This is a genomic window from Chitinivibrionia bacterium (assembly GCA_009779925.1).
Lineage (GTDB): Bacteria > Fibrobacterota > Chitinivibrionia > Chitinivibrionales > Chitinivibrionaceae > WRFX01.
The window spans coordinates 1-25,614 of record WRAZ01000010.1 but is presented as its reverse complement, the minus strand read 5'-3'; the positions used below and the strand labels follow the sequence as shown (position 1 = coordinate 25,614).

At 43.1% G+C, this 25,614-nt stretch carries 25 protein-coding genes; 11 read left to right on the top strand and 14 right to left on the bottom strand.

Annotated elements, in window-relative coordinates:
• Positions 1-5: 5 nt before the first annotated feature.
• The 8 genes from FWE23_04805 to FWE23_04770 all read right to left on the bottom strand — a co-directional run bounded on the left by FWE23_04805 (position 6) and on the right by FWE23_04770 (position 7,252).
• Positions 6-2,051 (bottom strand): hypothetical protein, encoded by a 2,046-nt coding sequence (locus FWE23_04805; protein ID MCL2844756.1) that lies wholly within the window; start codon positions 2,049-2,051, stop codon positions 6-8.
• Between the two features lie 14 nt (positions 2,052-2,065).
• Positions 2,066-3,037 (bottom strand): adenosine kinase, encoded by a 972-nt coding sequence (locus tag FWE23_04800; protein MCL2844755.1) that lies wholly within the window; start codon positions 3,035-3,037, stop codon positions 2,066-2,068.
• Positions 3,038-3,052: 15 nt separating this feature from the next.
• The gene (locus FWE23_04795) at positions 3,053-4,786 is read right to left on the bottom strand and encodes a hypothetical protein (protein MCL2844754.1); all 1,734 of its coding nucleotides are present in this window, start codon (positions 4,784-4,786) and stop codon (positions 3,053-3,055) included.
• An 18-nt stretch (positions 4,787-4,804) separates the two neighbouring features.
• The gene (locus FWE23_04790; GenBank protein ID MCL2844753.1) at positions 4,805-5,035 is read right to left on the bottom strand and encodes a hypothetical protein; all 231 of its coding nucleotides are present in this window, start codon (positions 5,033-5,035) and stop codon (positions 4,805-4,807) included.
• Positions 5,036-5,037: 2 nt separating this feature from the next.
• Positions 5,038-5,799: an exodeoxyribonuclease III gene (locus FWE23_04785; GenBank protein ID MCL2844752.1), complete on the bottom strand. Its 762-nt coding sequence runs from the start codon at positions 5,797-5,799 to the stop codon at positions 5,038-5,040.
• Positions 5,800-5,947: 148 nt separating this feature from the next.
• Entirely contained in the window at positions 5,948-6,289 is a 342-nt protein-coding gene (locus FWE23_04780; protein ID MCL2844751.1) for a type II toxin-antitoxin system PemK/MazF family toxin, read from the bottom strand.
• Entirely contained in the window at positions 6,276-6,518 is a 243-nt protein-coding gene (locus FWE23_04775) for a hypothetical protein (protein ID MCL2844750.1), read from the bottom strand. The genes FWE23_04780 and FWE23_04775 overlap by 14 nt, the downstream gene beginning before the upstream one ends.
• Before the next feature lie 86 nt (positions 6,519-6,604).
• Positions 6,605-7,252, bottom strand: coding sequence for an HAD family hydrolase (locus tag FWE23_04770; GenBank protein MCL2844749.1), 648 nt, complete (start codon positions 7,250-7,252; stop codon positions 6,605-6,607).
• A 152-nt stretch (positions 7,253-7,404) separates the two neighbouring features.
• Between FWE23_04770 and FWE23_04765 the strand changes: the two genes are divergently transcribed.
• From FWE23_04765 to FWE23_04755, 3 genes are read left to right on the top strand one after another with little or no spacing between them, the layout of a single operon-like run.
• A complete protein-coding gene (locus tag FWE23_04765) occupies positions 7,405-9,846 on the top strand; it encodes a glycosyl hydrolase family 8 (protein MCL2844748.1) in 2,442 nt (813 codons plus the stop codon).
• A 42-nt stretch (positions 9,847-9,888) separates the two neighbouring features.
• The gene (locus FWE23_04760) at positions 9,889-11,601 is read left to right on the top strand and encodes a glycosyl hydrolase family 8 (protein ID MCL2844747.1); all 1,713 of its coding nucleotides are present in this window, start codon (positions 9,889-9,891) and stop codon (positions 11,599-11,601) included.
• 4 nt (positions 11,602-11,605) lie between these two features.
• A complete protein-coding gene (locus FWE23_04755; protein ID MCL2844746.1) occupies positions 11,606-11,995 on the top strand; it encodes a hypothetical protein in 390 nt (129 codons plus the stop codon).
• Between the two features lie 44 nt (positions 11,996-12,039).
• On the opposite strand, the gene FWE23_04750 is transcribed toward FWE23_04755, so the two are convergent.
• Positions 12,040-13,416, bottom strand: coding sequence for a TrpB-like pyridoxal phosphate-dependent enzyme (locus FWE23_04750; protein MCL2844745.1), 1,377 nt, complete (start codon positions 13,414-13,416; stop codon positions 12,040-12,042).
• A gap of 196 nt (positions 13,417-13,612) precedes the next feature.
• Here FWE23_04750 and vapB point away from each other — a divergent pair, with 196 nt between their 5' ends.
• From vapB to hisC, 3 genes are read left to right on the top strand one after another with little or no spacing between them, the layout of a single operon-like run.
• Positions 13,613-13,846 carry a type II toxin-antitoxin system VapB family antitoxin gene (gene vapB / locus FWE23_04745; protein ID MCL2844744.1) on the top strand — a complete coding sequence of 78 codons (234 nt, stop codon included), beginning with the start codon at positions 13,613-13,615 and terminating at the stop codon, positions 13,844-13,846.
• Entirely contained in the window at positions 13,843-14,262 is a 420-nt protein-coding gene (locus FWE23_04740; GenBank protein ID MCL2844743.1) for a type II toxin-antitoxin system VapC family toxin, read from the top strand. The genes vapB and FWE23_04740 overlap by 4 nt, the downstream gene beginning before the upstream one ends.
• Positions 14,259-15,332 carry a histidinol-phosphate transaminase gene (hisC, locus tag FWE23_04735; protein ID MCL2844742.1) on the top strand — a complete coding sequence of 358 codons (1,074 nt, stop codon included), beginning with the start codon at positions 14,259-14,261 and terminating at the stop codon, positions 15,330-15,332. Before FWE23_04740 ends, hisC begins: the two co-directional genes overlap by 4 nt.
• A gap of 80 nt (positions 15,333-15,412) precedes the next feature.
• Here the strand turns inward: hisC and lptE are convergent, their stop codons facing one another.
• From lptE to FWE23_04715, 4 genes are read right to left on the bottom strand one after another with little or no spacing between them, the layout of a single operon-like run.
• On the bottom strand, positions 15,413-15,907 hold the full coding sequence (gene lptE / locus FWE23_04730) for an LPS assembly lipoprotein LptE (protein ID MCL2844741.1): 495 nt from the start codon (positions 15,905-15,907) through the stop codon (positions 15,413-15,415).
• Positions 15,908-15,909: 2 nt separating this feature from the next.
• Positions 15,910-19,053 carry an exonuclease domain-containing protein gene (locus FWE23_04725; GenBank protein ID MCL2844740.1) on the bottom strand — a complete coding sequence of 1,048 codons (3,144 nt, stop codon included), beginning with the start codon at positions 19,051-19,053 and terminating at the stop codon, positions 15,910-15,912.
• 2 nt (positions 19,054-19,055) lie between these two features.
• Positions 19,056-19,415, bottom strand: coding sequence for a flagellar protein FliS (locus tag FWE23_04720; protein ID MCL2844739.1), 360 nt, complete (start codon positions 19,413-19,415; stop codon positions 19,056-19,058).
• A gap of 48 nt (positions 19,416-19,463) precedes the next feature.
• A complete protein-coding gene (locus tag FWE23_04715; protein ID MCL2844738.1) occupies positions 19,464-20,771 on the bottom strand; it encodes an ATP-binding protein in 1,308 nt (435 codons plus the stop codon).
• Between the two features lie 319 nt (positions 20,772-21,090).
• On the opposite strand from FWE23_04715, the gene argF reads away from it, so the two are divergent.
• The 5 genes from argF to FWE23_04690 are packed head-to-tail and all read left to right on the top strand — an operon-like array spanning position 21,091 to position 24,742.
• On the top strand, positions 21,091-22,020 hold the full coding sequence (gene argF, locus FWE23_04710; GenBank protein ID MCL2844737.1) for an ornithine carbamoyltransferase: 930 nt from the start codon (positions 21,091-21,093) through the stop codon (positions 22,018-22,020).
• Positions 22,021-22,027: 7 nt separating this feature from the next.
• On the top strand, positions 22,028-22,804 hold the full coding sequence (locus FWE23_04705) for an ATPase (protein ID MCL2844736.1): 777 nt from the start codon (positions 22,028-22,030) through the stop codon (positions 22,802-22,804).
• A gap of 17 nt (positions 22,805-22,821) precedes the next feature.
• Positions 22,822-23,124 (top strand): hypothetical protein, encoded by a 303-nt coding sequence (locus FWE23_04700; protein ID MCL2844735.1) that lies wholly within the window; start codon positions 22,822-22,824, stop codon positions 23,122-23,124.
• Positions 23,124-23,450 (top strand): hypothetical protein, encoded by a 327-nt coding sequence (locus tag FWE23_04695; GenBank protein ID MCL2844734.1) that lies wholly within the window; start codon positions 23,124-23,126, stop codon positions 23,448-23,450. The genes FWE23_04700 and FWE23_04695 overlap by 1 nt, the downstream gene beginning before the upstream one ends.
• 11 nt (positions 23,451-23,461) lie before the next feature.
• Positions 23,462-24,742, top strand: a complete 1,281-nt coding sequence (locus FWE23_04690; protein ID MCL2844733.1) for an AMP-binding protein — start codon at positions 23,462-23,464, stop codon at positions 24,740-24,742.
• Between the two features lie 77 nt (positions 24,743-24,819).
• Here FWE23_04690 and FWE23_04685 read toward each other — a convergent pair whose 3' ends face one another.
• Positions 24,820-25,560, bottom strand: coding sequence for an outer membrane beta-barrel protein (locus tag FWE23_04685; protein MCL2844732.1), 741 nt, complete (start codon positions 25,558-25,560; stop codon positions 24,820-24,822).
• Between the last annotated feature and the right edge of the window lie 54 nt (positions 25,561-25,614).

The window sequence follows — 25,614 nt, the reverse complement described above, 5'->3', positions numbered from 1 at the left end:
CGCTCCTACCCTAAAATATTCCACGAAAAGCCCCAACGGAAAATAATCCCCGGCATAATATACCCCGGAACATAACTGTTGGCGCGGTTAAGGAAATTGTCTATCTTCCAAAACATCCTGAAAGTGTGAACTTCGGCGGTAAATTTCAGCGAAACGTCGTGGATGGCGCGATACCAATGCGGATAATTGCCGATGTAGGAAATGGTAAAATCTTCGAAATTTAGCCACGAGCCTATAGATATGCTTCTTGGGCTCCAATAATTGTAAAACGTCTCTACGTAAAATTGTCGGACTTGCAAGTCTCTGTTAAAGCGAAATCTTAACCCCGAAGATGACTTGACGTGTGGCATTTCGTCGCTTAAAAACCAATTTGTGAATAAAGAAAACCTGCCGATTTCACCAAGATTTCCGCCGGCAGAAAACACATTTTGCGGCTGAAAATATGGTATATCTCTGTGCCAAAATTTACCCACAGACCCAATAGGTAAGCGCATATAAGAATATCCGCCGTGAATTGAGGCGGCAGGAAATTGATAGCGTAAATTTGCTCCGAACCCCCAGAAACCCTCTCCTAATTCGTAGTAATAATTATAAGTAAACGGTGTTGAGAAAGCTAACGGAGCAATGTCGTATCTTCCCCAAAATTGTGTGCTGAAATTGCCGATTTGCCAGTCGATTTCAGCTAAAGCGAGCGGATTTGTCTCTATTTCACTCGCGTTTGCTCTAATAAACTGAGCGCCGCCTCTTGTTATTACTGAAAAATTATCGGAATTGGGCGACGTAAATTTATTTTCTGCAATAATTTTTGTATGGTGTGCGACGGTATGAGTAATATCTTCCGCTTGCGAAATATGGCGATTAACTGAAAATTGGATTGAAATGCTGTCGTTTGGCACAGGCGCGAAAAAAAACTGAGAGCCTGCCGCCTGAACGGTATGGTTTTGCGAGCTTCTCGGAGTTGCAAAATATCCGCTTCTTGTTCTTGAAAGCGGAGTTTCTCTTTGATTTACCGTTTCCAGTCTGCCGAGATTTCGCAATAAAAATTTATCGCCTATCGGTATTTCGAGCATTCCGTCTATTTGGTTCAGAAAATTTCGCGCTTCGTTCCAAGCGATAGGCAAACGGCTTCCTTCTTGTCGAGTTGTATCTACAGCCAAAATAGAATCTGTCTGATACGGCAAATCAAAGCGCAGGTCGGAGTAAGAATAGCGAAAATTGACGCGGATATTGTTTTGATAATCAAGCGCAAAACCGCTTCTGTTGCTGTATGAAAGCGGATTGTAGCCGCGAATGACCGTTTTTGTTGTGTCTCTGTACCACGTTCTGAACATCGGTGCAATTCCGCCGGTTCTGTAAAAATCGGTTCTTTTTAGGTCAGTGTGAGAAATAAATGCGCTGAGCGACAAATTGTGCGACAAATTACGCATCATCCTGAAATTAAGCATATTTCCCGAAAAAAGTCCGCCCTGCCAAGCGAAAAATACGTCGGGAGTTATAGTTCTCCCATCTAAAATTGTCGGCGATATGGCGCCTGTCGGACTAATTCCAAATTCTCGAATTTCAAGCAAGTCGTAATGTTCCCAAGGCAGAGTAGGGGAGTAGAGGCGATTGAGAAGCGAATACTCCATCGGAATAGTGTAGCCACGCCAAAGCGCTCGGTTTATCGGAAAATCGGGCGAATTATACACCGACACAAAATTAGGATTGCCTCTGAGCGCGTCCGTCCAATTAAACCAATCGCTTCCGAAAAAGTGTTGCCGCAAAATTCTGTTCGGCGAAAAAAGCGTTGCATTGTCAAAAAACCGCTCGCTGTAATGCGCTTCTTGTATTGCAAGCTGTTCAAAAAGGGAATTACGGAGCGCTTGTTGCTGTTCTTCGTTAATTGTTTCGTCGGTTTGCAGGGGCAACTCATTATTTGCCTCTATGTTTTCATCGTTCGCATATTCTTGCGCAACTTCGGCGATTTCGTTTCGCGTAATCTCAATGGTTTCAGCACCAAAAACGCTGAAGAAAAATGCAGAAAACAAAAAAATTGCGGTGAGTTTTTTCACGGTTTTCTCAAATTTTATATTTCCTTAAGAATAGCATCCCAACGTTCGTCGGGGATGTGCGCGCCGAATACTCGGCAAACTTCGTAGCCGCAGAGTGAGCCTATTGCGCCCGCTTTTTCCATAGAAAGTCCGTTTATTACGCCGTAAAGAAAGCCGCTTGCCCACAAGTCGCCTGCGCCCGTTGTGTCTTTTGCCGTCTCACTGCCTACGGGAGCGATTTCGTACACAATGCCGTCTTTTTTCACGAAACTTCCGCGTTTTCCGACTTTGACCACGGCGATTTCGCAGTCTTTTGCGATAATGTCGAGCGCTGCTTTTTCGTCTGATGTTCCGCTGTATGCTCTTGCTTCGTCTTCGTTAGCCAAGACAATGTCCACGTATTCTTTAACGAGTGATTTTACTAAATCCAAATTGCTTTCCACAACGTTGAAACTTGCTAAATCCATAGAAATTTTTAAGCCTGCTTTTTTGGCGGCGTCTAAAACTGCGCGCAAAAGTTTTTCGTTGAAAATTAAGTATCCTTCAATATGAACAAGAGACGCTCCCGCAAAAATTTCGGGGGTGAAAAGCGCGGGGTCTGTGTAGCCGCTTGCGCCCAAATATGTGAGCATAGAACGTTGCGCGTCGGGAGTGACCACCGAAACCACTCGTCCAGTTGCAGCTTTATCGGTTGCGGTAAGTTGCGCCTCGACATTGTTTTTGGCGAGCGCGTTGCGATATTTTTCGCTTAATTCATCCACACCGCAACAACCGATAAATTTTGCTTTTCCGCTTAAACGCCCTAAACCTATAATGGTGTTGCAAGCCGAGCCGCCGGGGGCGATTATCGGTTTGTTCGGTGTTTTTGCCAAAAGGTTGTCGGCGTAATCCGCCTCAACAAGCGTCATTCCGCCTTTTGTGATTTTGTTGTCTGCAAGAAAACCGTCGCTTTCCAACAGTATTATGTCCATTAACGCCGACCCGACGCCTATTGCAAATTTTGCCATTATGCACTCCTTTTTTTATCTGTTTCCACTCGGAATAGCCATTGAAAAATAAATTCCCCAAGACATTCCCATATTATTAAGGCGAAAATCGCCGCTTTTTCTGTCAGTTAAATCTACAAAATCTTCCCATTTATTGTCTCTGTTAAGCCACGTAAGAGACCATTGATTATTGCCTGTAAAGGCATTTACTCCTGCAAAACTTCCTATGTTAACCAAAGGTGAGATTGCGATTTCCACACCTAAATTTGCAATTGCTCCGACAGACCATTGAGAATACGCGAATTGAGTAAGCCAAGGGTTTTGCCCAGGCGTCCAAGTTGCGCGAACTTCATCGGTTTTAAGCAAAACTCTTTTAACGCCAAAACCTGCTTCGGGAGCGATAACAAAACGTCTGATATACCATTTTTTAGTAAACGACAATTCGCCGCCATAGCTTTCGGTGTTTGATAAACGAATATCTTGTCCGTGGAGAAAAACTGAGCCGTCCGCACTTCCCCAAAGATATTCGAGGCTTAAATTTACCCAAAGTTGCGAAATCGGAACGCCTAAACGAGCCATATTTGCGCTGATTTTTACTCTGGGACCAAAACTGTTGCCTATTTTTACGTCGTTAAAACGTAAATCGCCGCCTGCGCTGTCGTTTTTTACGGTAATTCTTCGGGGCACTTGAACAAACGCAAAACCTGCGTCAAAGCCGAGTTCGGGGACTTCGCGGACAACTGCGCCGAGGTATGGCGAACCTGAAATTATTTGCGCCCGCGACTGCGATGCTTGAGCGTCCGTCATAACTTTGTTTACCATTATCCAACCGCGACGACGCTCGCGTATAGTGCCGTCGGCGTCTTCTATGCTTTCGTAAATTCTGTATTTGTCGTCAATTCTGACACCCTCGCTTTGCCCTATGGATATTTCGACGTGGCGAGCCGTTCTGCTGAGTATTTGCGCGGTCAGTTGAAATTCGGGTATTCCTCTTGTCGCCGTCTGAACGTCCGCCGCAATAGCGCTTGCCGCTGTTTGGAACGCTCTGTTAGGGTTGGCGTCGGTTGCCGTGTGTGTTCTTTCTATTCGGGAAAAAAGTACTGCGGTTGGCACATCGCCGCTGTTGTCTATTCTCCACCAATGCCCGCCCGCGCTTAAGCGAATTGTTGTTTCGCCCTGTTGGTTTCTTCTGCGCTCCATTCCGTTAAAAACGACCACAAAAATGTAGGCGGAGTTCATTACAGCGTTTAGTTCCGCTTCCGTAATCCCCAATTCTCTTGCTTTATTTACGATAAAAGAATTTCTTTGCTGTTCGGTAAGCATTCCCATTGCGCGAAGTTCGCTTTCGGCTTCGACTGCCGTCAAAACCGCGGGAACAACGGTTGCATTCATTCGTTCTTCAATAGATATACTTGACGGCATTGCCAAAAATCGTTCAACTACCGATTGGCTTATCGCGTTGTAATCGAAGCGCGCCATACGAATACTGTCCTGAATTGTTCGCACAAGCGCGTCCGCCCACTGTGGAGGCAGAGGCGCATCTCTTGTCGCCAAGACGTTCAATAAAGATATGGAACTTCTGAGAAATTGCCCTGCTTCGGTTGCCGGCGCGGGTTGTTGCGGCGTTGCTGTTGCGCCGTCTTTCTCGTGCAGTGTTATATGTTGCACCAAATCGCCGTCAGACTCAGTCGGAACCTCGTGCATCGATTGCGCTATGCAAATTACAGGCAAAAACACCAAAAAAATTAGCAAAAATCCTATCTTATTCATAAAAAATCCTATTTGAATTTAATTGTGAAGACTGTTCTTTTCGCGAGAAAATACTATTTGGGCGACGGTCGCCTCCCATTTTTTGTTAAACTCTCCGCTTTTTTCTTCGCCAAACAGTCTATTTCCTATGAAAAGCAAAGTCAGTAAAATAATTACCGCTATTGCGACTACTATCAACGCCTTAAAAACAAACCAAATAATGGCAAGTATTACAACTATGAGCACAACGGCAAATACGGTTTCAAGCATTTTTACACCTCTATACTTACGGGACAATGGTCGCTTCCCAAATATTCTTTATGAATTGCCGTGTTTTTTACGTCTTTTGCAAACTCATCGTTAACACAACAGTAGTCAATTCTCCAGCCGACGTTTCTTGTACGAGCGTCTGTTCTGTATGACCACCAAGTGTAATGGTTGGGTTCGCCTGCGTGGCGTTCGCGAAAAACATCTCTGAACCCCGAAGTTAAAAACTTAGTCATCCATTCGCGTTCTTCCCAATAATATCCCGGCGAATTTTCGTTGCTTTTCGGATTTTTAATATCAAGTTCGGTATGCGCAATGTTGTAATCTCCGACTAAAATTACGTTTTTGCCGCTTTCTGTAATTTGTTTCAGCCTCCAAAGCAAATAATCGCAGAAACCGAGTTTGTAATCGAGCCGCGCTCTTTCCGCTTGTGAATTTGGAAAATAACAGTTTACAAGCGTAAAATTTTCAAATTCTGCGATTATTGTCCGTCCTTCGTTGTCGTATTTTTCACTGCCGAGATTTTCAATGCTTTTGGGCTCTGTTTTTGTGTAAACGGCAACTCCGCTGTATCCTTTTTTTACTGCAGAATACCAAAAACTTTTATAGCCGCCTATATTCAAAATATCGTTGCTTAACTGTCCTTTATGGGCTTTCGTTTCTTGAATAGCCAAAATATCGGGGTCTTCTTTTGCGAAAAATTCTTGCAGTAAGCCATCGCGAGCACAGGCTCTTATTCCGTTTACGTTCCAAGAGTAGATTTTCATTTTTCAGCGCCTTTTTCTGTTTATATATATTCTTTATTACTTAAAATACTATTTCGCACAATAAAAAAGGGACGCGTTTTGCGCCCCTTGCATTAAAAAACAAACAATCTTTTTTTTACCACCAAATCTACCACCAAAATTAAGTATTCTATATACCCAAAACAAACATCATCTCGTTTCCAATTCGCTTGAGCAGGTCTTTGTTTGTCAATTCCGATACTTTTTCTATTAAAGCGGCTCTGTCAACGCAAGCGATTTGATGCGCAAGAATTACCGAATCTTTACTCAATTTTGAAACGCTTTTATTCAAAAACACATTTCCTTGAATATCTTTGTGCGCTAAATTACTTGTTATAGGTAAAACTACAGTTGTCGCTAATCTGTTTATGTTTAATTTATCGTTTTGAACAATTACCGCAGGACGTCTAAATCCGGGCTCGCTACCTATCGGGTCGCCAAAATCTACCCACCAAATTTCACCACGCATCATCTTTCAGCAACTTCCTTACATTTTTTCGTCCTGCTCTTAACATCTGCTCGTCGGGAATAAATTCAAAACACATCTTTTTTATTTTAATTTCAGATTTTTTATTTTTGTATTCTTTAATATATGTTCTTATTGCAGCCGCAAACAACTTGCTCTGAGACATTCCCATATCTATAGCAATTTTATCCGCTTGATGAAACAAGCTTTGCGGAATAGAAATCGTCGCGTTCATAAATTTTCTCCTTTATGTTATTTTTTACTATTAAAATAATATTTGTTTTCGGCGAAGTGGACGGAAAATTGAAAAGTTTGAAGTTTTCACTCCCCGAACGCTTCTCTCAAACTTTTGAAAACTATTTTTTCGCCGCAAACTTGCGCTAATTTTTCGTAAGAAGTCGCTCCCCAAGCGACTATGCACGCGTCTGTTCCGAGCGCTTGCGCTACCTCGAAATCGTGGGCGGTGTCGCCTATCATAAGCGTTTTTGATGTGTCGATTTTGTCGTGTTTTATCAGTTCCAAACCTCTTTGAATTTTGGATTGCGCTACAAAATCGGCGGATACTCCTGCGATTTCCGTAAAATAGTTTTGCAAATTAAAGAAATTTACCATTTCCGAGAGCTCGTTTTGCTCGTATGCGGATAATACAAATTGTGAAATTTTTGCCGCTTCAAATTTTTGCAAGTATTCATAAACTTGTTTGTGCACTTTTATTTCGTTCCATCGTGGACGATAAATTCTCGAAAATCTCTCGGCGACGGCGGGGTATTTGTGCAGAGGCAATCCCATTTCTTCGTAAAATTTGGCAACGGGGAAGTAAAATCGCTTTTTGTATTCGCTCTCGGTTAGTTTTTGCAAGCCGTGAATTTCGCATTCTTCATTGTAAATGCCGTAAACTAACTGCGAATCGTCCATAATGGTGCCGTTCCAATCCCAAATAATCGAAGTATATTTTTTTAAGTCTATCAAAATTCTCTCCCCTTCACTTTTTAATTAGGGAAAATAGTTTATGCCAAAAATAAATTCGAGCGAAAATCTGTTTTTTGCAGTATATTTTATATGATTTCCGTAAGATATATTTAAATCCTATTGAAATATAGGAAAAAAATAGGGGGGATTTTATGTTGAATAAAACAAAACTACCGAGGGTTTTTATTTTGGCACTATTATTAATATCATCAGCAACTCCGATTTCGGCACAAGCACCACAACGACCGTTCCCGATGGCGGGAAGATGGGAAAGAGGCGCACACGCAGACCAAATATTGCGTCCGACAAATTTTACACAAGCACAAATGAACCAGCACGTGATTGACCGCTACACCGCTTTCAAGAACAGTTTCTTGGTAAGGGTGCCGGGCGGAAATTTCTACTTTCGAGCAGGGGGAACTCCCGCCGAATCGAGAGCGTATGTAACTCAATCGGAAGCGCACGGCTACGGAATGCTGATGGTTGTGCTTATGGCAGGGCACGACCCCGAAGCAAAAGCAATATTTGACGGAATGAACCGTTTAAGAAGAGCACACTTCGCAACAAACGACAGCAGTTTGATGTCTTGGGTAATATTCCCCGAAAACGTTGCCGCAACAGGAACACCCGTTTTATCGGCAAATGAGCGAAGAGGAAACGCCACTGACGGATGTTTGGATATGGCTTACGCTCTTCTTTTGGCGCACGCGCAGTGGCCCGAGGGCGACGCTTTTACCAATGTTAGCTATTTGGATCAAGCAAGACGCATTATTACAGGAATGAGAACCAGAGGTATGACGACGATGCCCGGCGCAACCCACAGAACAAGATTATGGGCAGGAACTCAAAACAACTCAAACACCCGCTCCTCAGACTGGATGCCGGGGCATTTCAGAGCGTTTGCACTGGCTGAAACGACAATGTCAAACCGCAATTTTTGGCTTGCCGCCGTTGATACCGTTTACTCTCTTTTGGATCAGGTGAGCCACCGGACAACAGGGCTTACCCCCGATTTTGCAACAGGCATTCCCGCAGTTCCCGACCCGCGTTGCGGTGGCGCAAGTGAAGGCGGACTTCGTTGCGAAACGTTTAGCTACAACGCCTGCCGTATGCCTTGGAGAATCGGGCAGGACTGGGTACAACACGGAGAGCCGAGAGCTCTTACGCAAATCAATAGAATCTCGAGTTGGCTGAGGACATCAACTAACGGAAACTCTGCAAATATCCGAAACGGCTATGAATTGGACGGAACGGCTACCGGAAGAAGTTTTGACGTGGCATTCGGCGCTCCTTTTACCACGGCGATGTTAGGTAATACGGCAGGCGGGAGCGCGCATCAGACGTTTTTGAATACTACTTATGACCGTATTCGCTCAAATGCGGGCGGAGGCTCATACGGAGGCGCAATCAATATTTTGAACTTGCTTCTTATATCGGGAAACTGGTGGTATCCCACTGCTGAGTTAGTGGGCGGAAATCAGGGAGAAAACAGAACGCCTACCGATATTTTGTTGTCGCAAAATAATTTGGTCGCACCTGTTGCATCGGGCGCAAGAATAGGAACTTTAAGCGCAGTTGACGCGGAAACGCAAGCGGCAAATACATACACATTCTCGCTTGTAAGCGGAAACGGCAGTGCTAACAATGCGTTGTTTACAATTTCCGGAGCGAATTTGAACGCTACCGCCGAACTTGAAGCAAACACATATTCCGTAAGAATAAGAGTGGCTGACGCATCATCAACCCAAACACCAAACTACTTTGAAAAAGCATTTGAAATAACCGTTTTCCCGCCTGCCAGACAGCGCGAGCCTCTTCCGATGGCAGGAGTTATTGATTTGGTAAATTGGACGGATTGGGAAACACAGGTTGACCCTCTCTCCGAGGTTGTTTTAGATACCAATTTTGCAGAAGGGATTGTGGGTTTTAATCTCGACAGAGGTCCTCAAGGCGGAACAATATTTACTTGGGCGCAAGCAGGAGCATATTTCAGAGCGGGCGGACGTTTTGAGCAGATAAATTACATAACTATTGAGTATGTTTCGGAAAGACCGATACATATAATAATCGGCGATTCAGTACTTACGGCAAACGGAACAAGCCACGAATTTTTACTCAGAGAAAACAGAGGCGCGCCTGAAACCATTACCATTCCTTTGACCTCGTTTCAGCAACCGAGTTGGTTAAGCGCAGGCAGTCGCACTCCGATTAACAAGGCAAGAGTGTCGGGAATTTTAATTTCGGCGCAGTCGGCAAATAGTATAACCGAAGGGGAAATTCGCAGGTTGATACTAAGCGAAGAAATGCTGTCTGTTTCTGTCTCTCCACAGCAAAACGCAAGACGAATAAGCAACATCTCGCAGGTTAACGTTGCCCAGAATATCGTAAATCTGAACATTAAAGGCGAAACGAGCGTTGAAATAAGAATAGCCGATGTTAGAGGTCGCCAACTTTTCAGCGAAAATCTAAGGCTTAATTCGAGCGGATTGGGCTCTTTGAACATTCCTGCGACAATAGCAAGAAACCAGGCGTTGATTTTGAATGTCAGAGGCGAAAACGGAGTAAATATTACGCAGAGAATTTTGTTGCAATAAACCTATATATGTAAAATGTTTTTTTAGAGAAGGGAGGGATTTGTGTGTAAAAAAATCAAGCATATTGCAATTATATTGCTGTTAATTTCGATTTTTTCACCGCTTTTCGCTCAAAGTCGCCCGTTTCCGCAGGCAGACGAATTTGAACCGATAGGGAATACAATCAGACCTGACCACGTTTCGCAAGACCAAATGAATACCGACGTTGCTCGTTTATACAGGGACTTGCGAACGCGTTTTTTCAGGACGTCAAATAACGGCAGACATTCGTGGTTTGAGGCAGGCGGAACAGGAGTAAACGGAAGCCGAGCGCGTACAAACTCAGAAACGCACGGCTACGGAATGATGATACTCGTTTTAATGGCGGGAGTTGAGGGCGACGAAAAGGAAGCTTTCGACAGAATGAACGCGCTGAGACGTGTACAAGGCTCAAATATCGCTCCCAGAAATTTACCCCGCAACAACCTTATGTCGTGGGTGATACACGATGTGGAATCAAGCAATCCTGTTGCCGAAAACAGAATTTGTTGGGACGAATGGGAGGGTTGTTGGCAGACGTTCGGCAGAAGCAGTTCTGCCACCGACGGCGATATGGATATGGCGTTTGCTTTGCTTTTGGCTTATGCTCAGTGGGGCGACCCGCAGTATATGACCGACGCAATAGCGATTATCAATTCAATTAAGGACTTGAATTTTCACCCGGGGCTTTACAGAACAAATCTCGGAGATTGGCACGGAAGATTTGAAGCGATAACGCTTGCCCAAAGAACAACTTCGCGTAGTTCCGATTGGATGCCGGGACATTTCAGAGCGTTTTACAGAGCAACGGACGACCCATTCTGGCTTACCGCCGCAGACGAAGTTTATTCGCTTTTACACCAAGTTTCGCACAGAATTACAGGACTTATGGCTGATTTTGTTATAGGGGAGCGAAATGACGCAAGAACTGTCGCCAATTCGGCGGAGGCATTGGTTGCAGGAGAACACAACTGGGATAATTACGCATTTAACGCCTGCCGTGTTCCTTGGCGGCTCGCACTGGATTATGTTCACTACGCAACTCCCGAAGCAAGAGAACAAATCAGCAGGATAAGCACTTGGCTAAGAGGCGCAACAGGGGGCAATCCTGCCCTAATCGGCTCGGGGTATTTATTGAACGGAACGAGATACAGCGATTATTCCGCTATGGCGTTTGCCGCTCCTTTTGCTTCGGGAATGCTTGCCGACGCGGCTAATCAACAGTTTTTGAATGCAACTTACAACAATATTGTCGCCAGAGGACAGAGCAGTTTTTACAACGAGTCGCTTCGACTTATGAACTTGCTTTTAATAACAGGAAATTGGTGGGGCTTGGATACGCGAGGCAACGAAAACCAAAATCTTCCTTTTATCGACTTAACAAGAGCGCAAACCGATTGGCGAGACAGTTCGAGCACGACATCTTCCGTATCTTTCACGCATACTGCCAATAATGTTAATTTTTCCTTAACCGTAGGAAGAACTGCCAGTCCTTATTACGCCTACGCAAACATTTACACCGAATTTGAAGCTGCAAGGGCGCTCCATTACCATAACATACACGGCAACGAGACCTATACGCCTTATTCTCGACGATCCAGCCCTTGTCAGCGAGGGCGCGGGATTTTACACAACGCTTCCCGTAAGCGCCGAACCAAGAACTATTACCGTCAATCCGAGGGCGTTTTCTCAGCCGGATTGGGTTTTTCTATGGAGTCAGCACCTTATTGCGCCTAACGATTTGTCGCTGGTCAGCGGCATAAGAGTAGAAACGCTTACTCAAGGCACAACTTCGGGAATTATTACTCAGCTGAAACTTGTCGGTTTTACGGGCGACGGCTCCGAAACATCCGCTTTTTCAATTCCCAATGCGAGAACGGTAAGTCGCCTGCCTGCCTCCGTTTCGGTAGCAAGAAATAATATTAACTTAAATATTCCGACACAAAGCGACGTTGTTTTACGTATAACCGATGTAAGAGGACGCCAACTTTTGAGTGAAAATATAACGCTTAATTCGGCAGGTGTCGCAAGTTTCGCAATCCCCGCAACAATTTCAAGAAATCAAGTATTGATTTTACGGGTGGACGGCAGGAATGGATTGAATATTTCACGGAGATTTTTGTTGCAATAAATGTTTAAAGGGCAGGTTTAAAACCTGCCCCAACACATCACAAATTATCTGTTCACCGCAACATCGGGAATTGTAGCAAAACCTTTCGCCAACTCCTCGTCGCTCGGTATATAATCGCTCATTGTTTTTGCGTTGTATTGCGCATAAGCGGTCATATCGAAATACCCTGTTCCTGTAAGTCCGAACAAAATTTTCTTTTTTTCGCCGCTCTCTTTTGCTTTTAGCGCTTCATCGATTGCAACGCGGATTGCGTGCGATGATTCGGGCGCAGGCAAAATTCCTTCGGTTTTCGCAAAAAGGACAGCCGCGTCAAAAATTTTTGTCTGCTCAACTGCGCGCGCTTCCATAAATCCGTCCGCATAAAGCTGCGAAAGCGTTGTGGTCATTCCGTGATAACGCAATCCGCCTGCGTGTCCGGGAGCAGGAATATATCCGCTTCCGAGCGTGTACATTTTCATAAGCGGCGTTGTTTGTGCGGTGTCGCCGAAATCGTAGGCGTATTTTCCGCGTGTAAGCGACGGGCAGCTTGTAGGCTCTACCGCAATAAAATGCGCATTGCTTTTGCCCGTCAGTTTATCCGCCATAAACGGTGAAATAAGTCCGCCCAGATTTGAGCCGCCGCCCGCGCATCCTATAATTATATCGGGAGAAATTCCGTATTTGTCAAGTGCAATTTTCGCCTCGCAACCGATTATCGATTGGTGCAAAAGAACGTGATTGAGAACGCTTCCCAAAACATAGCGGCATTTGTCGGTTTTTACCGCAGTTTCGACTGCCTCGCTGATTGCACAGCCCAAAGAGCCGCTTGTGTTCGGGTCTTTTTCGAGTATTTTTCTTCCCGCTTCGGTCGTATTCGACGGCGAAGGAATAACTTTTGCGCCGTAAGTTTCCATTAAATGTTTGCGATACGGTTTTTGTTCCGCTGAAACTTTTACCATATAAACAAGCAAATCCAGCCCGTAAAATGCGCACGCCATACTCATCGCCGAACCCCATTGACCTGCTCCCGTTTCGGTTGTAAGAGATGTTAAACCTTGCTGTTTAGCGTAATACGCCTGTGGAATTGCGGAGTTTAATTTGTGCGAGCCGCTTGTGTTTGTTCCCTCGTATTTGTAGTAAATTTCCGCGGGAGTACCGAGCGCTTTCTCCAAAAAATACGCCCTAACCAGCGCTGACGGACGGTAGCCCTTGTAAAACTCCAATATCCCCGACGGAATGTCGATAAACTTTGACGTATCGTCCAATTCCTGCTTTACGCACTCTTCACAAAAAACGGCGTTTAGTTCGTCGGCAGTTGCCGGTTGCAGTGTTGCGGGGTGCAAAATCGGCGCGGGTTTATTTTTCATAAACGCCCGCAAGTTAAGCCATTGCTTAGGCATTTCGTCTTCCGACAAGTGGATTTTGTATGGTACTTGAGACATTGTTTTTCCTTTCAGAAAATGTTTTTGTTTCTATTTATAGGAACAAAATAATATTTGTTTTGAGGTGTAATGGAATATTTAGTGTTTTTTCACTACATTTCATATCTTCCTTGACAATTTCCCGGAACATTTATTATATTTGATATGTACCACAGTATGTATCCGAAGAGAATTTCAGAAAAAGGAGGAAAATATGATAGCAACGGCAAAAGTATTCAAGACGGGGAGAAGTCAGGCGGTTAGAATTCCGAAAGAATATAGATTTGACGAAGACGAGGTCTGCATAAAAAAAATCGGAAGCACGGTATATCTTTTCCCAAAATCAAAAATGTTGGAAATTTTTGAAAGAGGCGCAAAAGGATTTTCCGAAGATTTTATGAAAGACGGCAGAGCAGAACACATTAACAGAACCAGAGAGATTGTCTTTTGAAATATATGCTTGACACAAACACCTGCGTTTTTGCTATTCGTGGCGCACGAAAAAACAATAGTATGTATCGACACATTTTTGACAGAATAAGAAGTCAAGAAGGTATTGCAATATCTTCGTTGGTTTTGGCGGAACTTTTGCACGGCGTTGAACTTAGTGAAAGTAGCGAAAAAAATCGTTCAGCGTTGGACGATTTTTTGTGTGCATTGGAAATATTGCCGTTTGATAATAATGCAGCGGAACAATACGGAATAATACGTGCAGATTTGCAGAAAAGAGGGTGTTTGATAGAAGATTTTGATATACTTATCGCCGCTCACGCTATGTCGAATGGCGCTGTTCTTGTCACGAACAATACAAAAGATTTTGAGCGTGTACGCGGGTTAGAATTGGAAGACTGGAAGGAGAACAAATGAGCCGATTTAACGGAAAAATGCTTGACGGGCTGGTGCCGTATGTTGCAGGCGAACAGCCCAAAGATATGAAATACATAAAATTGAATACAAACGAAAACCCGTATTCACCGTCGCCGAAAGTGAAAGAAGCGATTGATAGTTTCGATTATTCCACGCTGAAACTTTACCCCGACCCCGACGTAAGCGAACTGCGGGAAGCAATCGGCGAATTTTACGGCGTTAAAACCGAAAATATTTTCTGCGGAAACTCCTCGGACGAAATAATCGCTATGGCGTTTATGGCGTTTTTTACAGGCGACAAACCGCTTGTTTTTCCCGATATAACATATTCGTTTTACCCCGTTTGGTGCGACATTTTCGGCATAAAAAAGCAGATTGTGCCACTCAAAGAAGACTGGACTATCGACTTTGAAAACTTTCCGAAAAACGCAGGCGGAATTGTAATCTGCAATCCGAATGCGCCTACTGGAATTGCCGTAAAAATGGCGCAAATCGAAGAAATATTGCAAAAATTCCCCGACACGCTTATCCTTTGCGACGAGGCGTATATCGATTTCGGAGGGGAGAGCAGTATTGAACTTACGAAAAAATACGACAATCTTCTGGTTGTTCACACTCTTTCAAAAAGTCGTTCGCTTGCAGGCGCGCGGGTGGGGTTTGCTATCGGAAACGCGGAACTTATTTCTTCGCTTAACGTAATAAAAAATTCGTTTAATTCTTACACGATTGACCGTTTGGCGCTGAAAATAGCCGTTGCCGCAGTAAAAGACAGCGAATATTTTGAAAATTGTTGCAAAAAAGTTATAGGCACTCGAAATTGGGCGGTGGCTCAACTCAAAGAACTCGGCTTTGATATTTTAGAGTCGTCGGCGAACTTTGTTTTTGCTCGTCCGACAAAATTTATTTCAGCAGGAATTTCAGCCGAAGAATTGTACAAAAAACTTAAAGCAAACGGTATTTTAGTGCGTTTTTGGAATAAACCGAAAATCAGCGATTGGCTGAGAATTACAATCGGCACCGACGGCGAAATGAAAGCGCTAATCGACAAAATTAAAGAAATGCAGAAATAATTGTAGGGGCGTATTGCATACGCCCAAATAGCCAACAGAAATCGGGCGTATGCAATACGCCCCTACGAATGCGCGCGGCGCTACCAGCTCCTAATTGAATTCATCAAAATTCGTTCGGTTAAATCGTCTATGGCGCGTTCTCTTCCGTCCATTTCGGTTTCGGTGGCAAAATCGTAATTTCCTATGGCGATTACGCGACCTCTGTAAATTTCACGGTTGTTTCGGTTGTCAAAAAAGATTATGTCCGCGACAATTTCCACCGACGACTGAAGAACGGTTAAGTCGTCTCGTGTGCCTGTAAAATCACTTGCTCTGTTTATATACGATACTACCGTTCCTCTGATTATCGCGTCCCCGTTTCTTGCTACAACGGTAAGACGTTCTCTCACGATTTTTTGCGACAAAACTTCAGTAATTCGCTCCGCCGCACCGCTCACCAATGCGACGTTTTCAAAAAGCGGTATTTCTATTGTTCTCACGTTGCTTGGAAGTGTAGAGCCTGTGAATGAATAAATTCCGCAACCTGTGAAAAATACGAGAAAAACGAGAAATATTACCAAAACCGCTTTTTTCATTTTTATTCCTTTGCGCTTTCTGCTTGTTTTTCGACATTTTCAGCATTGTTTTTTTCTGCTTTTGCCGCTTTTTCTGCTTCGGCTTTTGCCCAAGCTTCTCTTTTCGCAATTTTTTCCGCTTCTCTTATTTTTTCCAGTTCTTCTTTTTTGGCAAAAAGTTTTTCGAGCGGCTCCCAAGTTTCGCTTATTTCGGAGAATGTTAATGCTTCGGAATTCATTAAATTTACAAAGAATTTGCCGTATGGTTTATTTACAATTCTGCTGTCGAGCACAAAAAACGCGCCCATATCTTCAGATTTTCGTATTAAACGACCTGCTCCCTGTCTGAATTTAAGCAGAGTTTCGGGAAGCGAGTAGTCCATAAAGCCGTTTTTGCCGTCGCTTTCGGCGTTTTCCGCCAGCTGTTTTTGAAGCGGATGGTTCGGCACGGGGAACGGAAGTTTGGGGATAATGAGAATTTCGCATTGGTCGCCCGGCATATCCACGCCCTCCCAAAAAGAACCGCTTCCCAGCAAAACGGCGCCGCGAACATCTCGCATTTGCCGCTGTATCCACGCATTGTTGCCGCTTATTCCCTGTGCGAAAATGTTCGGATTTTTACCGTCTTTGCACAATTCGTTGTAAACCTGCTCCAAATTTTCGTTGTTTGTGAAAAGCACAAGTATATTTTTTTGGAATTTCGCGCTTAAATCCTTTATTATCTGCGCCGTGTACACGTTAAACTCGGGCGTGCTTACTTCGGGAGTTTCGGTCGCTACTGCAAAAGTTAAGTTTTCGCTGATAATTTCATTTGTAAATTGTTTAAGCACGGGTTCCAAGCCGGAAATTCCTACTCGGTCGGCAAAATAGTCAATGTTTTTTTGCGGCGAAAGCGTTGCCGAAGTGAAAATCACGGGCTTTTGAAACTGTTGCCAAAAAGGGTTCAGGAAATTTTTTATGTTTGTGGTTGTTCCCGTCAATTTTACCCATTTCTTGCTTGCGGGACCTTCTACCCAGAATATATCGCCGACGGTTTGCGCTTCGCTCAAATATTGCATATCCGCCTTTAATTGTTGCGCCGCTTTTTCCGCCGCCGAAATCTGCGCTTCGATGTTGTTGTCCGCCTTGATTTTTTCGCGGTGAGCTTGTTTTATGAGCCGCAAAATATCCGTAAATTCGCAGATATTCATCATAATTTCGTTTAGGGCGTGTAATTTGTGGAGCGTGTTTGCCTTGTAGCCCAAAGTTAAAATTGCGCTTTGAGTGGCATTGTTTGCGTCGGCGTTATCGACAAGAAAATCCGAAATCGCCGCCAAAAAATTCTCGCTTGCTTTGCGGAAATTATATATAATATGTTTTAGTTTTATAACGTCATCGATAAATTCGCGGTTGTCTTTGTTTTCCGCAACGTCTGCGGGAATTGCTTTTGTTATGTTATACAAAACCGTGTGAATATGCTGAAAACCTTCCACCGAATTATTGAGCGAGTGCGTGTCTATTTCGGTCTGAAGCGAATAGTAGCCAGTTTCTTCTAAGCGGTGTGCTTCGTCGAAAATTATTGCCGCGGCGTTTTGCATAATTTCGTTTCCTGCAACTATGTCGCTGTAAAAAAACGCGTGATTTACCACCACAATATTAGCCGCCATTGCGTATTTGCGCGCCTTTATCAGAAAGCAGGAGTTGCTGTATTCGCATTTGCCGCCGCAGTGTCTGTTTTGAGCGGAAAGCAAATCCCACAACTGCTTATTGCCTCGTCTGTGGAACGCGTTTTGCTCGTCAATGTCGCCCGATTTTGTTTTTTCGTACCATTTAATAATGGGCAAAAGCGCGCCTTTTTCTTTGGGCGAAATCCCCGGAACTTCTCCCGAAATAATTTTTTCAAACGCTTTTCGGCAAACGTAGTTGCTTCTGCCTTTAAGGATAGCCGCCGAAATTTTGCCTTCTTTGCCCTCCAAAGTCGTTGCGAGCGCGGGCAAATCTTTTTCGATTAGTTGGTTTTGCAACTGTTTTGTTGCCGTCGAAATCACAATCCGCTCGTTTTTTCCGATGGCGGCGAGCATTGCAGGCACTAAATATCCGAGCGTTTTACCCGTTCCCGTTCCTGCTTCTATCGCACAGATTTTTCCGTTGTTGAGCGCGTCGGCAACGGTTTGTGCAAACTCTAATTGCTCGGGGCGCGAGCGGTATCTTCTTATAACCTGCCCAAGTTTTGAATTGAAATATTTCTTTAACTGAGTATTGGAAACATCAACTTTTTTGCCGTTAGGTTTAAGCGGTTTTACGTTTGGAACGACCTCAAGTTTTATCTTTTGAGGCGGAATATACCCTGTAAGCGTGCGTTCAAAAATCTTTTTGGTGAAGCCGACCGAATTACTCGCAATTCGCGCTCTCGAAAGTATCGGAACTTCCTTAATTTTTGGGATAAGTTTTGTTGCAATAAGTCCCGAAGCTCTCGCGTCATCCAATGCGCGGTGTGCGTTTTCGAGCGCTATGTTAAGATAATTTGCGACTTTTGTGAGCGCGTAGCCCTCTTCGAGTTCCAAAATTATTCGCGATAAAATCAGGGTGTCTATGTTCCAGTTGTTTATCTCTTTTCCGCAGTTTCGCTTTATTTCTGCGTTCAAAAACGAAATGTCAAAGTCCACATTGTGTCCGCAGATTGCGAGGCGACCCACAAATTCTACAAATTCGTCCATAACTTCTACAAATTCGGGCGCGTCTTTAACGGTTTCCGCGTCAATTCCCGTAAGTTGCGTTATTTTTGCTGGGATTTCGATTTTGGGGTTTATGAGCGTCGTAAATTCTTCTACGGCTTTTCCGTCCACAAATTTTATAGCGGCGATTTCGGTTATTCTGTCTTTGGTTTTGCTCAATCCCGTGGTTTCGATGTCCACCGCTACAAAATCGGGAATTTTGCTCCAGTTAGACTGATATTTTTGGCGCGGGGTCAACTCTTTCGGCACGTTTTTCAGCTCGTCGATTAAATTTCCGTTAATGCTTTCGGGCGCGGCTTTTGATTTTTTATCGACAATGTTTCCGTTGATATTTACGTGTGTCTGCCCGAGTGTGTTCCTCAGCGTATTCCCCTCTATGTTTTTCTTGGACATATGCTTCATCGCATAAAGTTTTCTCTTTGTTTCTTCATCGGCAAAATTAAAAATAGACATAATTACACTCTTTTCTTCATAAGTTTATCAAAAGTTTCGTGAAGCACCGACAGCACCTGAAGAGCTTCGTTCATTGCGACAACGTCGTTGCTTTCCAATTTTACATATATATAGTCGTAAAGCAAAAGCAATCCTTCGGCGATTTCGTCGTCATCGTCTTTTTTCACGACCGCCATAAGTTGAACAAGTATGTTTTGGACGGTATCGAGACGTTTTCGCACGTCTTCTTTTTCGCCTAAAATTGCCTGTCGTACCATATTATACATAGTTTCGTGCAGAAACGCGACACGATTATACTGAGGCAAAGTTTCAATTTGCATTTGCTTATAGTATTCCGAAACCGTTTCCGCATCTACCCGCATTTATGGTTTGCTCCCACCAAACTTTTTAGTAAATTTAGAGGGAAAATACTATTTGCCAATCTCCGATTTCAAATTTTCTATCAAATAAAGCGGCAAATTAAGTAAATTTCCGTCTTTTCTGTAATCGCTCATGGATATTCTCATAAGCAAATCGGGCGCAAACTTATCCCTGAAAACAGATAATGATTTTGCCTGCAAATTAGTTTCCGCCTTTACTTCGATGGGTATAGGATTGTTTTTATTGGAAATTAAAAAATCGACTTCCGCGCTTCCGTTGCTGTTAGACCAATAAAAAATCTCAAAATCGTTGAAAGTCTTCATTTCCTGCAATACAAACTGTTCTGTTATCGCTCCTTTAAATTCTACAAAAAATTTGTTTTGCTCCAAAATTATCTGAGGAAGCAAGCCGCTCATACAAGACAAAAGTCCGACGTCGAGCAAAAACAGTTTAAAGTTTTTTGGGTCGGCATAACTTTTAAGCGGAATGCGAACCGTGCTTACATTGTCAACTTTGTGAATAAGCCCGCAATCAATAAGCCACATCATTGCCATTTCAAATTCTTTTGCTCTCGCTCCCTCTTTTATATGGCTATAAACAAATTTTTTGTGTTCTTTGGCAAGTTGAACGGGGATATTATTGTAGAGCATCCGAATTTTAGGAACAATTTCGTTCGGCGCGTGTTTTGAAAAATCCTGTTCGTATGCCGCAAGGATGTTATTTTGTAGATTTCTGCATTTTTCCAAGTCCTGCTCAACGGCAAAACTTGCGACGACTTCAGGCATTCCGCCGACAAAATAATAAGTTTTAAGCAATGAAATATACTCGTTTTTGAACGCGTTAATAAGGTCGTATTCCTTTTCCTTATATAAGTTCACCAAATTTTCTTTGCCGATTGCAAGCAAAAATTCTTCAAAAGACATAGGGAATAAGTTCAGAAATTCCACTTTGCCGACAGGAAAAGAAGTTCCTTTATGAAGCGCAACGCCAAGCAATGAGCCTGCGCAAATTATGTCGTATTGCGGCGCGTCCTCGTTAAAATATTTAAGCGAACTAACCGCTTTCGGCTCTTCCTGAATTTCATCAAAGATAATCAAGGAATTTTGACTGTCTATTTTTTGCCCGAAATGTATTTCAAGTCCGCGAATTATTTTTTCGGGCGAAATGTCGTTTGCAAACAGTTGTTTTATGGCAAAATTGTTTTCAAAATTCACATAAAACGTGCTTTTATAATGCCGCTCACCGAACTGTTTCATCAAAAATGTTTTACCGACTTGCCTTGCGCCTTTCAGTATTAACGGCTTTTTGTCGGCTTTGTTTTTCCAATTAAGCAAGTTTTCTATCATATTTCTATACATAAGCCCTCCTTTTTTTAGTATAATATACTATATTTACACAAAGTCGTGGGGAGTTTTTGTGTTTTGTTTGCAAAAGTCGTGGGGAGTTTCTGTAGTATGCAACATAAAGTCGTGGGGAGTTTGTGTGTTTTTTTGCGAATTATTATTTTTGAACAGTGTTTTGAACAGTGTTCAGTTTTGGAAATTTCACTCAATTTTTCTAAATTCACTGATTTTTTATTCAAATAAGAAGAAATATTCCCCAAAATCGGTGCGCATTTATTATTTTAGTGCCTCATATATTTAAAAAATCGCAAAACAAAGCGAGGTATGCGTTATTATGAAAAGAGATTTTTTAACATTATCGGAATATTCGAGCGAAGAAATTCGTAAAATTGTTGATTTGTCGCTCGAAGTGAAGAAAGAAAGAGCGCACGGAAAATTAATGCGCGACGAAATGCGTGGCAAAACCGCTGTTTTGGTTTTTGATAAACCGTCTCTGAGAACAAAAATAACATTTCAGACTTGCATTTACGAATTGGGCGGCAACGCGCTTGATATGCCTTCTGCAAACGGAAGATTGGGCGATAGAGAGTCGGTTTACGACGTCGCCAAAAATCTTGAGCGTTGGGTACATCTTTTGGTTGTTCGCACTTTTAGCGACGATACGCTCCGCGAATTTGCGGGACATTTGAATATTCCCGTAATAAACGCGCTTACGGATAAATTTCACCCTTGCCAATCAATCGCTTTCGGAGTTGCGCTCAAAGAAAAATTCGGCGACAAAAAGATAAAAGTGGCGTTTGTCGGCGACGGAAATAACGTTTGTGCTTCGCACTTGCATTACTGCACAAAAATGGGCTACGATTTTACGCTTATTTGTCCGAAAGGCTTTGAACTGAATGCGGAAATTGCCGCGGAAGGCAGAAAAATAGCCACACATACGGGAAGTTTAATAACCATAACAAACGACATAGACGAAGGGCTAAAGGACGTGGATGTTGTCTATACGGACGTTTGGGCGAGTATGGGAAAAGAAAACGAAGCGCAGTCGAGAAAAGAAATATTTATGCCGTATCAGGTAAACGAAGATTTAATGAAAAAAGCAAAACCCGACGCTTTATTTTCGCATTGTTTGCCTGCTCACAGAGGCGAAGAGGTTATAGACAGCGTTTTGGACGGCGAGCGTTCCATTGCTTTTGAAGAAGCGGAAAATCGGCTTCACGCTCACAAGGCTATAATAATGTATCTTTTACAACAGTCAAAGTGAGTTTTTTGTGGGCGACGAGCGTGTAAAAACAGGAATTGTCGGATTAGACGAAATGCTTGGCGGCGGGTTTTTGCAGAATTCCGCCAATCTCATAGAGGGCGCGCCGGGAACAGGAAAAACCACTATCGCAATGCAATTTATATATAACGGAATAAAAACTTTCGGCGAAAACGGGCTGATAATCTCATTTGAAGAGTTTCCGTTGCAGTATTATCACGATGCGGCACAGCTTGGCTGGGACTTGAAAACCCTCGAAAAAGAAGGGAAACTCAAAATTGTTTTTTCCACACCTGCGACTATTTTAAATGAAATTAACGAGCCGAGCGGCGAACTTTTATCGCTTATGAAAGAATACAATATTAAGCGGGTTGTAATTGACAGCATTTCGCATTTTGAGGCGTTGACAATGGATATTCATCAACTGCGGGAAATTGAGCGGCAGATTGTAAACGGCTTTAAGCGCGAGGGAACAACGGCAATTCTTATTCGTGAAAACAACGCGGTTTTCGGAAGCATAGACGCAATTAACAGCAAAGTTCCTTTTGTTGTAGATAGTTTTATACTGCTTAGATATGTGGAAATTGACAGCGAAATCCAAAAGGCGCTTACAATTTTTAAAATGCGCGGAAGCGACCACAAAAAGGATATTCGCAAATATAAATGTACTGCAAACGGAATAGAAGTAGAAAGCAAATTTATGGGTCGCGAGGGAATTATGAGCGGAAGTTCGCGCCTTACTCCACAAGACGCTTTTGTTAATGTTTTCGGGAAGAAAAAAGGGTAAAAAGGAGCGGTCGGACTATGTTTTTTATTGATAATTTTTTACTTTTGGCTTACCTTGTAGCTGTTTTTGCACTTAATCTATTTATTTATATGATTGCCGAATATTATCGAAAAAAAGTAGATAATCGTCTTAATCCGACGGGGTTTGTTATTTCGATGTGCGCCATAAGCGTTGCCATCGGCGCCTCGTTTATCGAAGACAAAGCAATTTTCACAAAAATTATGATTTTAACATTGTCGGTTGCGTCAATCGCCTCGCTTTGGAATGGGATAAAATTGCACTTTATTGTAAGAAAAAACATTAAGAACGGAGGGCAATAATGGAGGGAGCGTTTTTGCCGATTTTAGGCGCGGTTCACATCCTTGACGCGAGCGTGTTTTTTCTGCTGATGATTTTAGCGGCTCTGAGCAAAAAAATCGGCGAAGCTTTGGCGGTGCCTCATTTCTATCATTATTATTACGGCTGTGCGATTGCGCTGATTTTTCTTATTGCGGCGGATATTGTGCTTCCGAATTTTATGAACGATGCAGACAAAAACGAAATATCGACGACTACTATGGCTTTACGCGCAATGCTTGTGCTTTCTACGTTTCCTGTTACAATGATTTATTGGCGTTGGCTGTTTTCTGAAAACTTGAAAAAATAAAGGAGGGCGATATGCCTTTTCTACCGGAATATTCTTGGGACTTTAAGTCCAAAGACGAAATAGAAAATAACACTCTTCGGGTGATGCGAAATCAAGTCGTTAACCTGAAAGAAAAATCTGCATATTATGCAAAAAAACTTGATAAAATTAACGCGCAGGATATAAAAACATTTGACGATATTTCGCGCTTGCCTTTTACAACCAAAGAGGAATTGTGCGCGCAAACAAATAATTTTTATTGTAGCAATAATATTGTGGAAACCTGCGTCACAAGCGGCTCTACGGGGCAACCTCTTGTTGTTCCGCTGACCGCCGCAGACCTTGACCGCCTTGCTTACAACGAGTCGATGTCGTTTAATTCGATAGGTATTAATGCGCACGACCGAGCGCAAGTTATGGTGTCGCTCGACCGTCTTTTTGTCGCGGGAATGGCGTATTATCGCGGTTTTATCGCTCTTGGCGTAAATACGACGCGTATAGGCGTTTTGCCTTTTGAAATGCAGGAATATTACATTCGACTTTTGCGTCCGACCGTTCTTGTCGGCGTTCCGTCGTATTTCATAAAACTTGCCGAAAATCTCAAAAATATGGGAAAAGATATTTGTACTTCGTCCGTAAATAAGCTTATTTGTATAGGCGAGCCGCTACGAAACGAAGATATGTCGTGGAATGCTACCGCGCAAAAAATAGAATCGCTTTATAACGCTCAGGTTTTCAGCACTTACGCGTCAACCGAAACCTGCTCGTCTTTTTGCGATTGCGCATACAGAACGGGCGGACATTCGCACCCCGAATTGGTTTACACAGAAATTCTGGACGACGACGGAAATCCCGTTCCCGACGGCGAAGTAGGCGAAATCGTAGTCTCGACTTTCGGAATGGAAGGAATGCCGCTTCTGAGATACAGAACGGGCGATATGTCGTTTAAAGTCCCCGGAAATTGCGAATGCGGCAGAAATTCTATGAGAATAGGTCCGATAATTTACAGAAAATCGCAGTTAATAAAGATAAAAGGCACGACAATTTACCCATCGACAATAACAAATATTATGGATTCTTTGGGATGTTGCGAAGACTATATTATAGAATTAAAGGGACACAAAGCCGACGACAATCACAACGATATTATTCTCCACGTGATTGCCGATAAAAAGGAATTGAACAAAATAACGCAGTCGATTTTGAATGTAGCGAGAGTTCGCGTTTCCGTCTTTTTGAGCAATAAAGGCTCAATAAAACACCTGCGAGGCGAGGCAAGAAAAGCCATTCGTTTTGTGGATAACAGAAAGTAAAAAAGATTAAATAAAATAAAAAAGCGGGAAAACAAATGTTCTCCCGCTTTTTTAAATCTTAACTTTTTAAGTTCAAATTATCTTGAACCCAAACCGAATTGCCAACCTACAGAAAGCGCCAATTTTGCACGACGAACTCCGCCGTCAGGCATTGTAAATTCCCAAGGTTCGCCTGCATAAAGTACTTCCCCCGCGTCTTTGGGCTTAACAGCACCCAAGTCTGTAAGGTATCTTATGTCAATGAAAACAGGACCAACGGCAAATGCCGCGCCGACAGTCAAGCCAATAACAGGAACGTTCATTTCATCTTTGAACCAGTCCATCTCTTCCGAATCCCATTTCTCGCTTTTGCTTTCACCAGCCCAATTCTCAGCATCTCTCATATCACCCATATTTATTGTAAAATGGGGACCTACGAAAAGATTAACTTTTCTTTGCGCCAAAGTAAACTGCGCCAAAACAGGAATTACCATAGCGGCTCTGCTTGTTGAAAACCAATCACCGTCTTTACCATCATCCCAGGGGTCATCTTCCGTAAGTTTCTCGCCGCCATAACCGAAACGAGTGAACATAAACTCTGTTCCGACAGCAAAGTTGTCAGTCAACTGAAAACTCACAAAAGGAGCAACATCAAAAGAGCCGCCGCCGCTTCTGAATTTTGAACCTTCAGATTCGTCATAAGCTTCTTTTACATCTCCTGTCGGACGGCTCATACCGATACCGCCTCCGAGACGAAGACCAAGAAACACGCGTGAATCGTTTGCAAAAGCAAACATTACCAAGCACAATAACACCAATAAACTTCTTTTAGCAAGCATTAGCCCACTCCTTTTTTGAATATTAAAAATTATTAAACGGTGCAAAAAAACGGT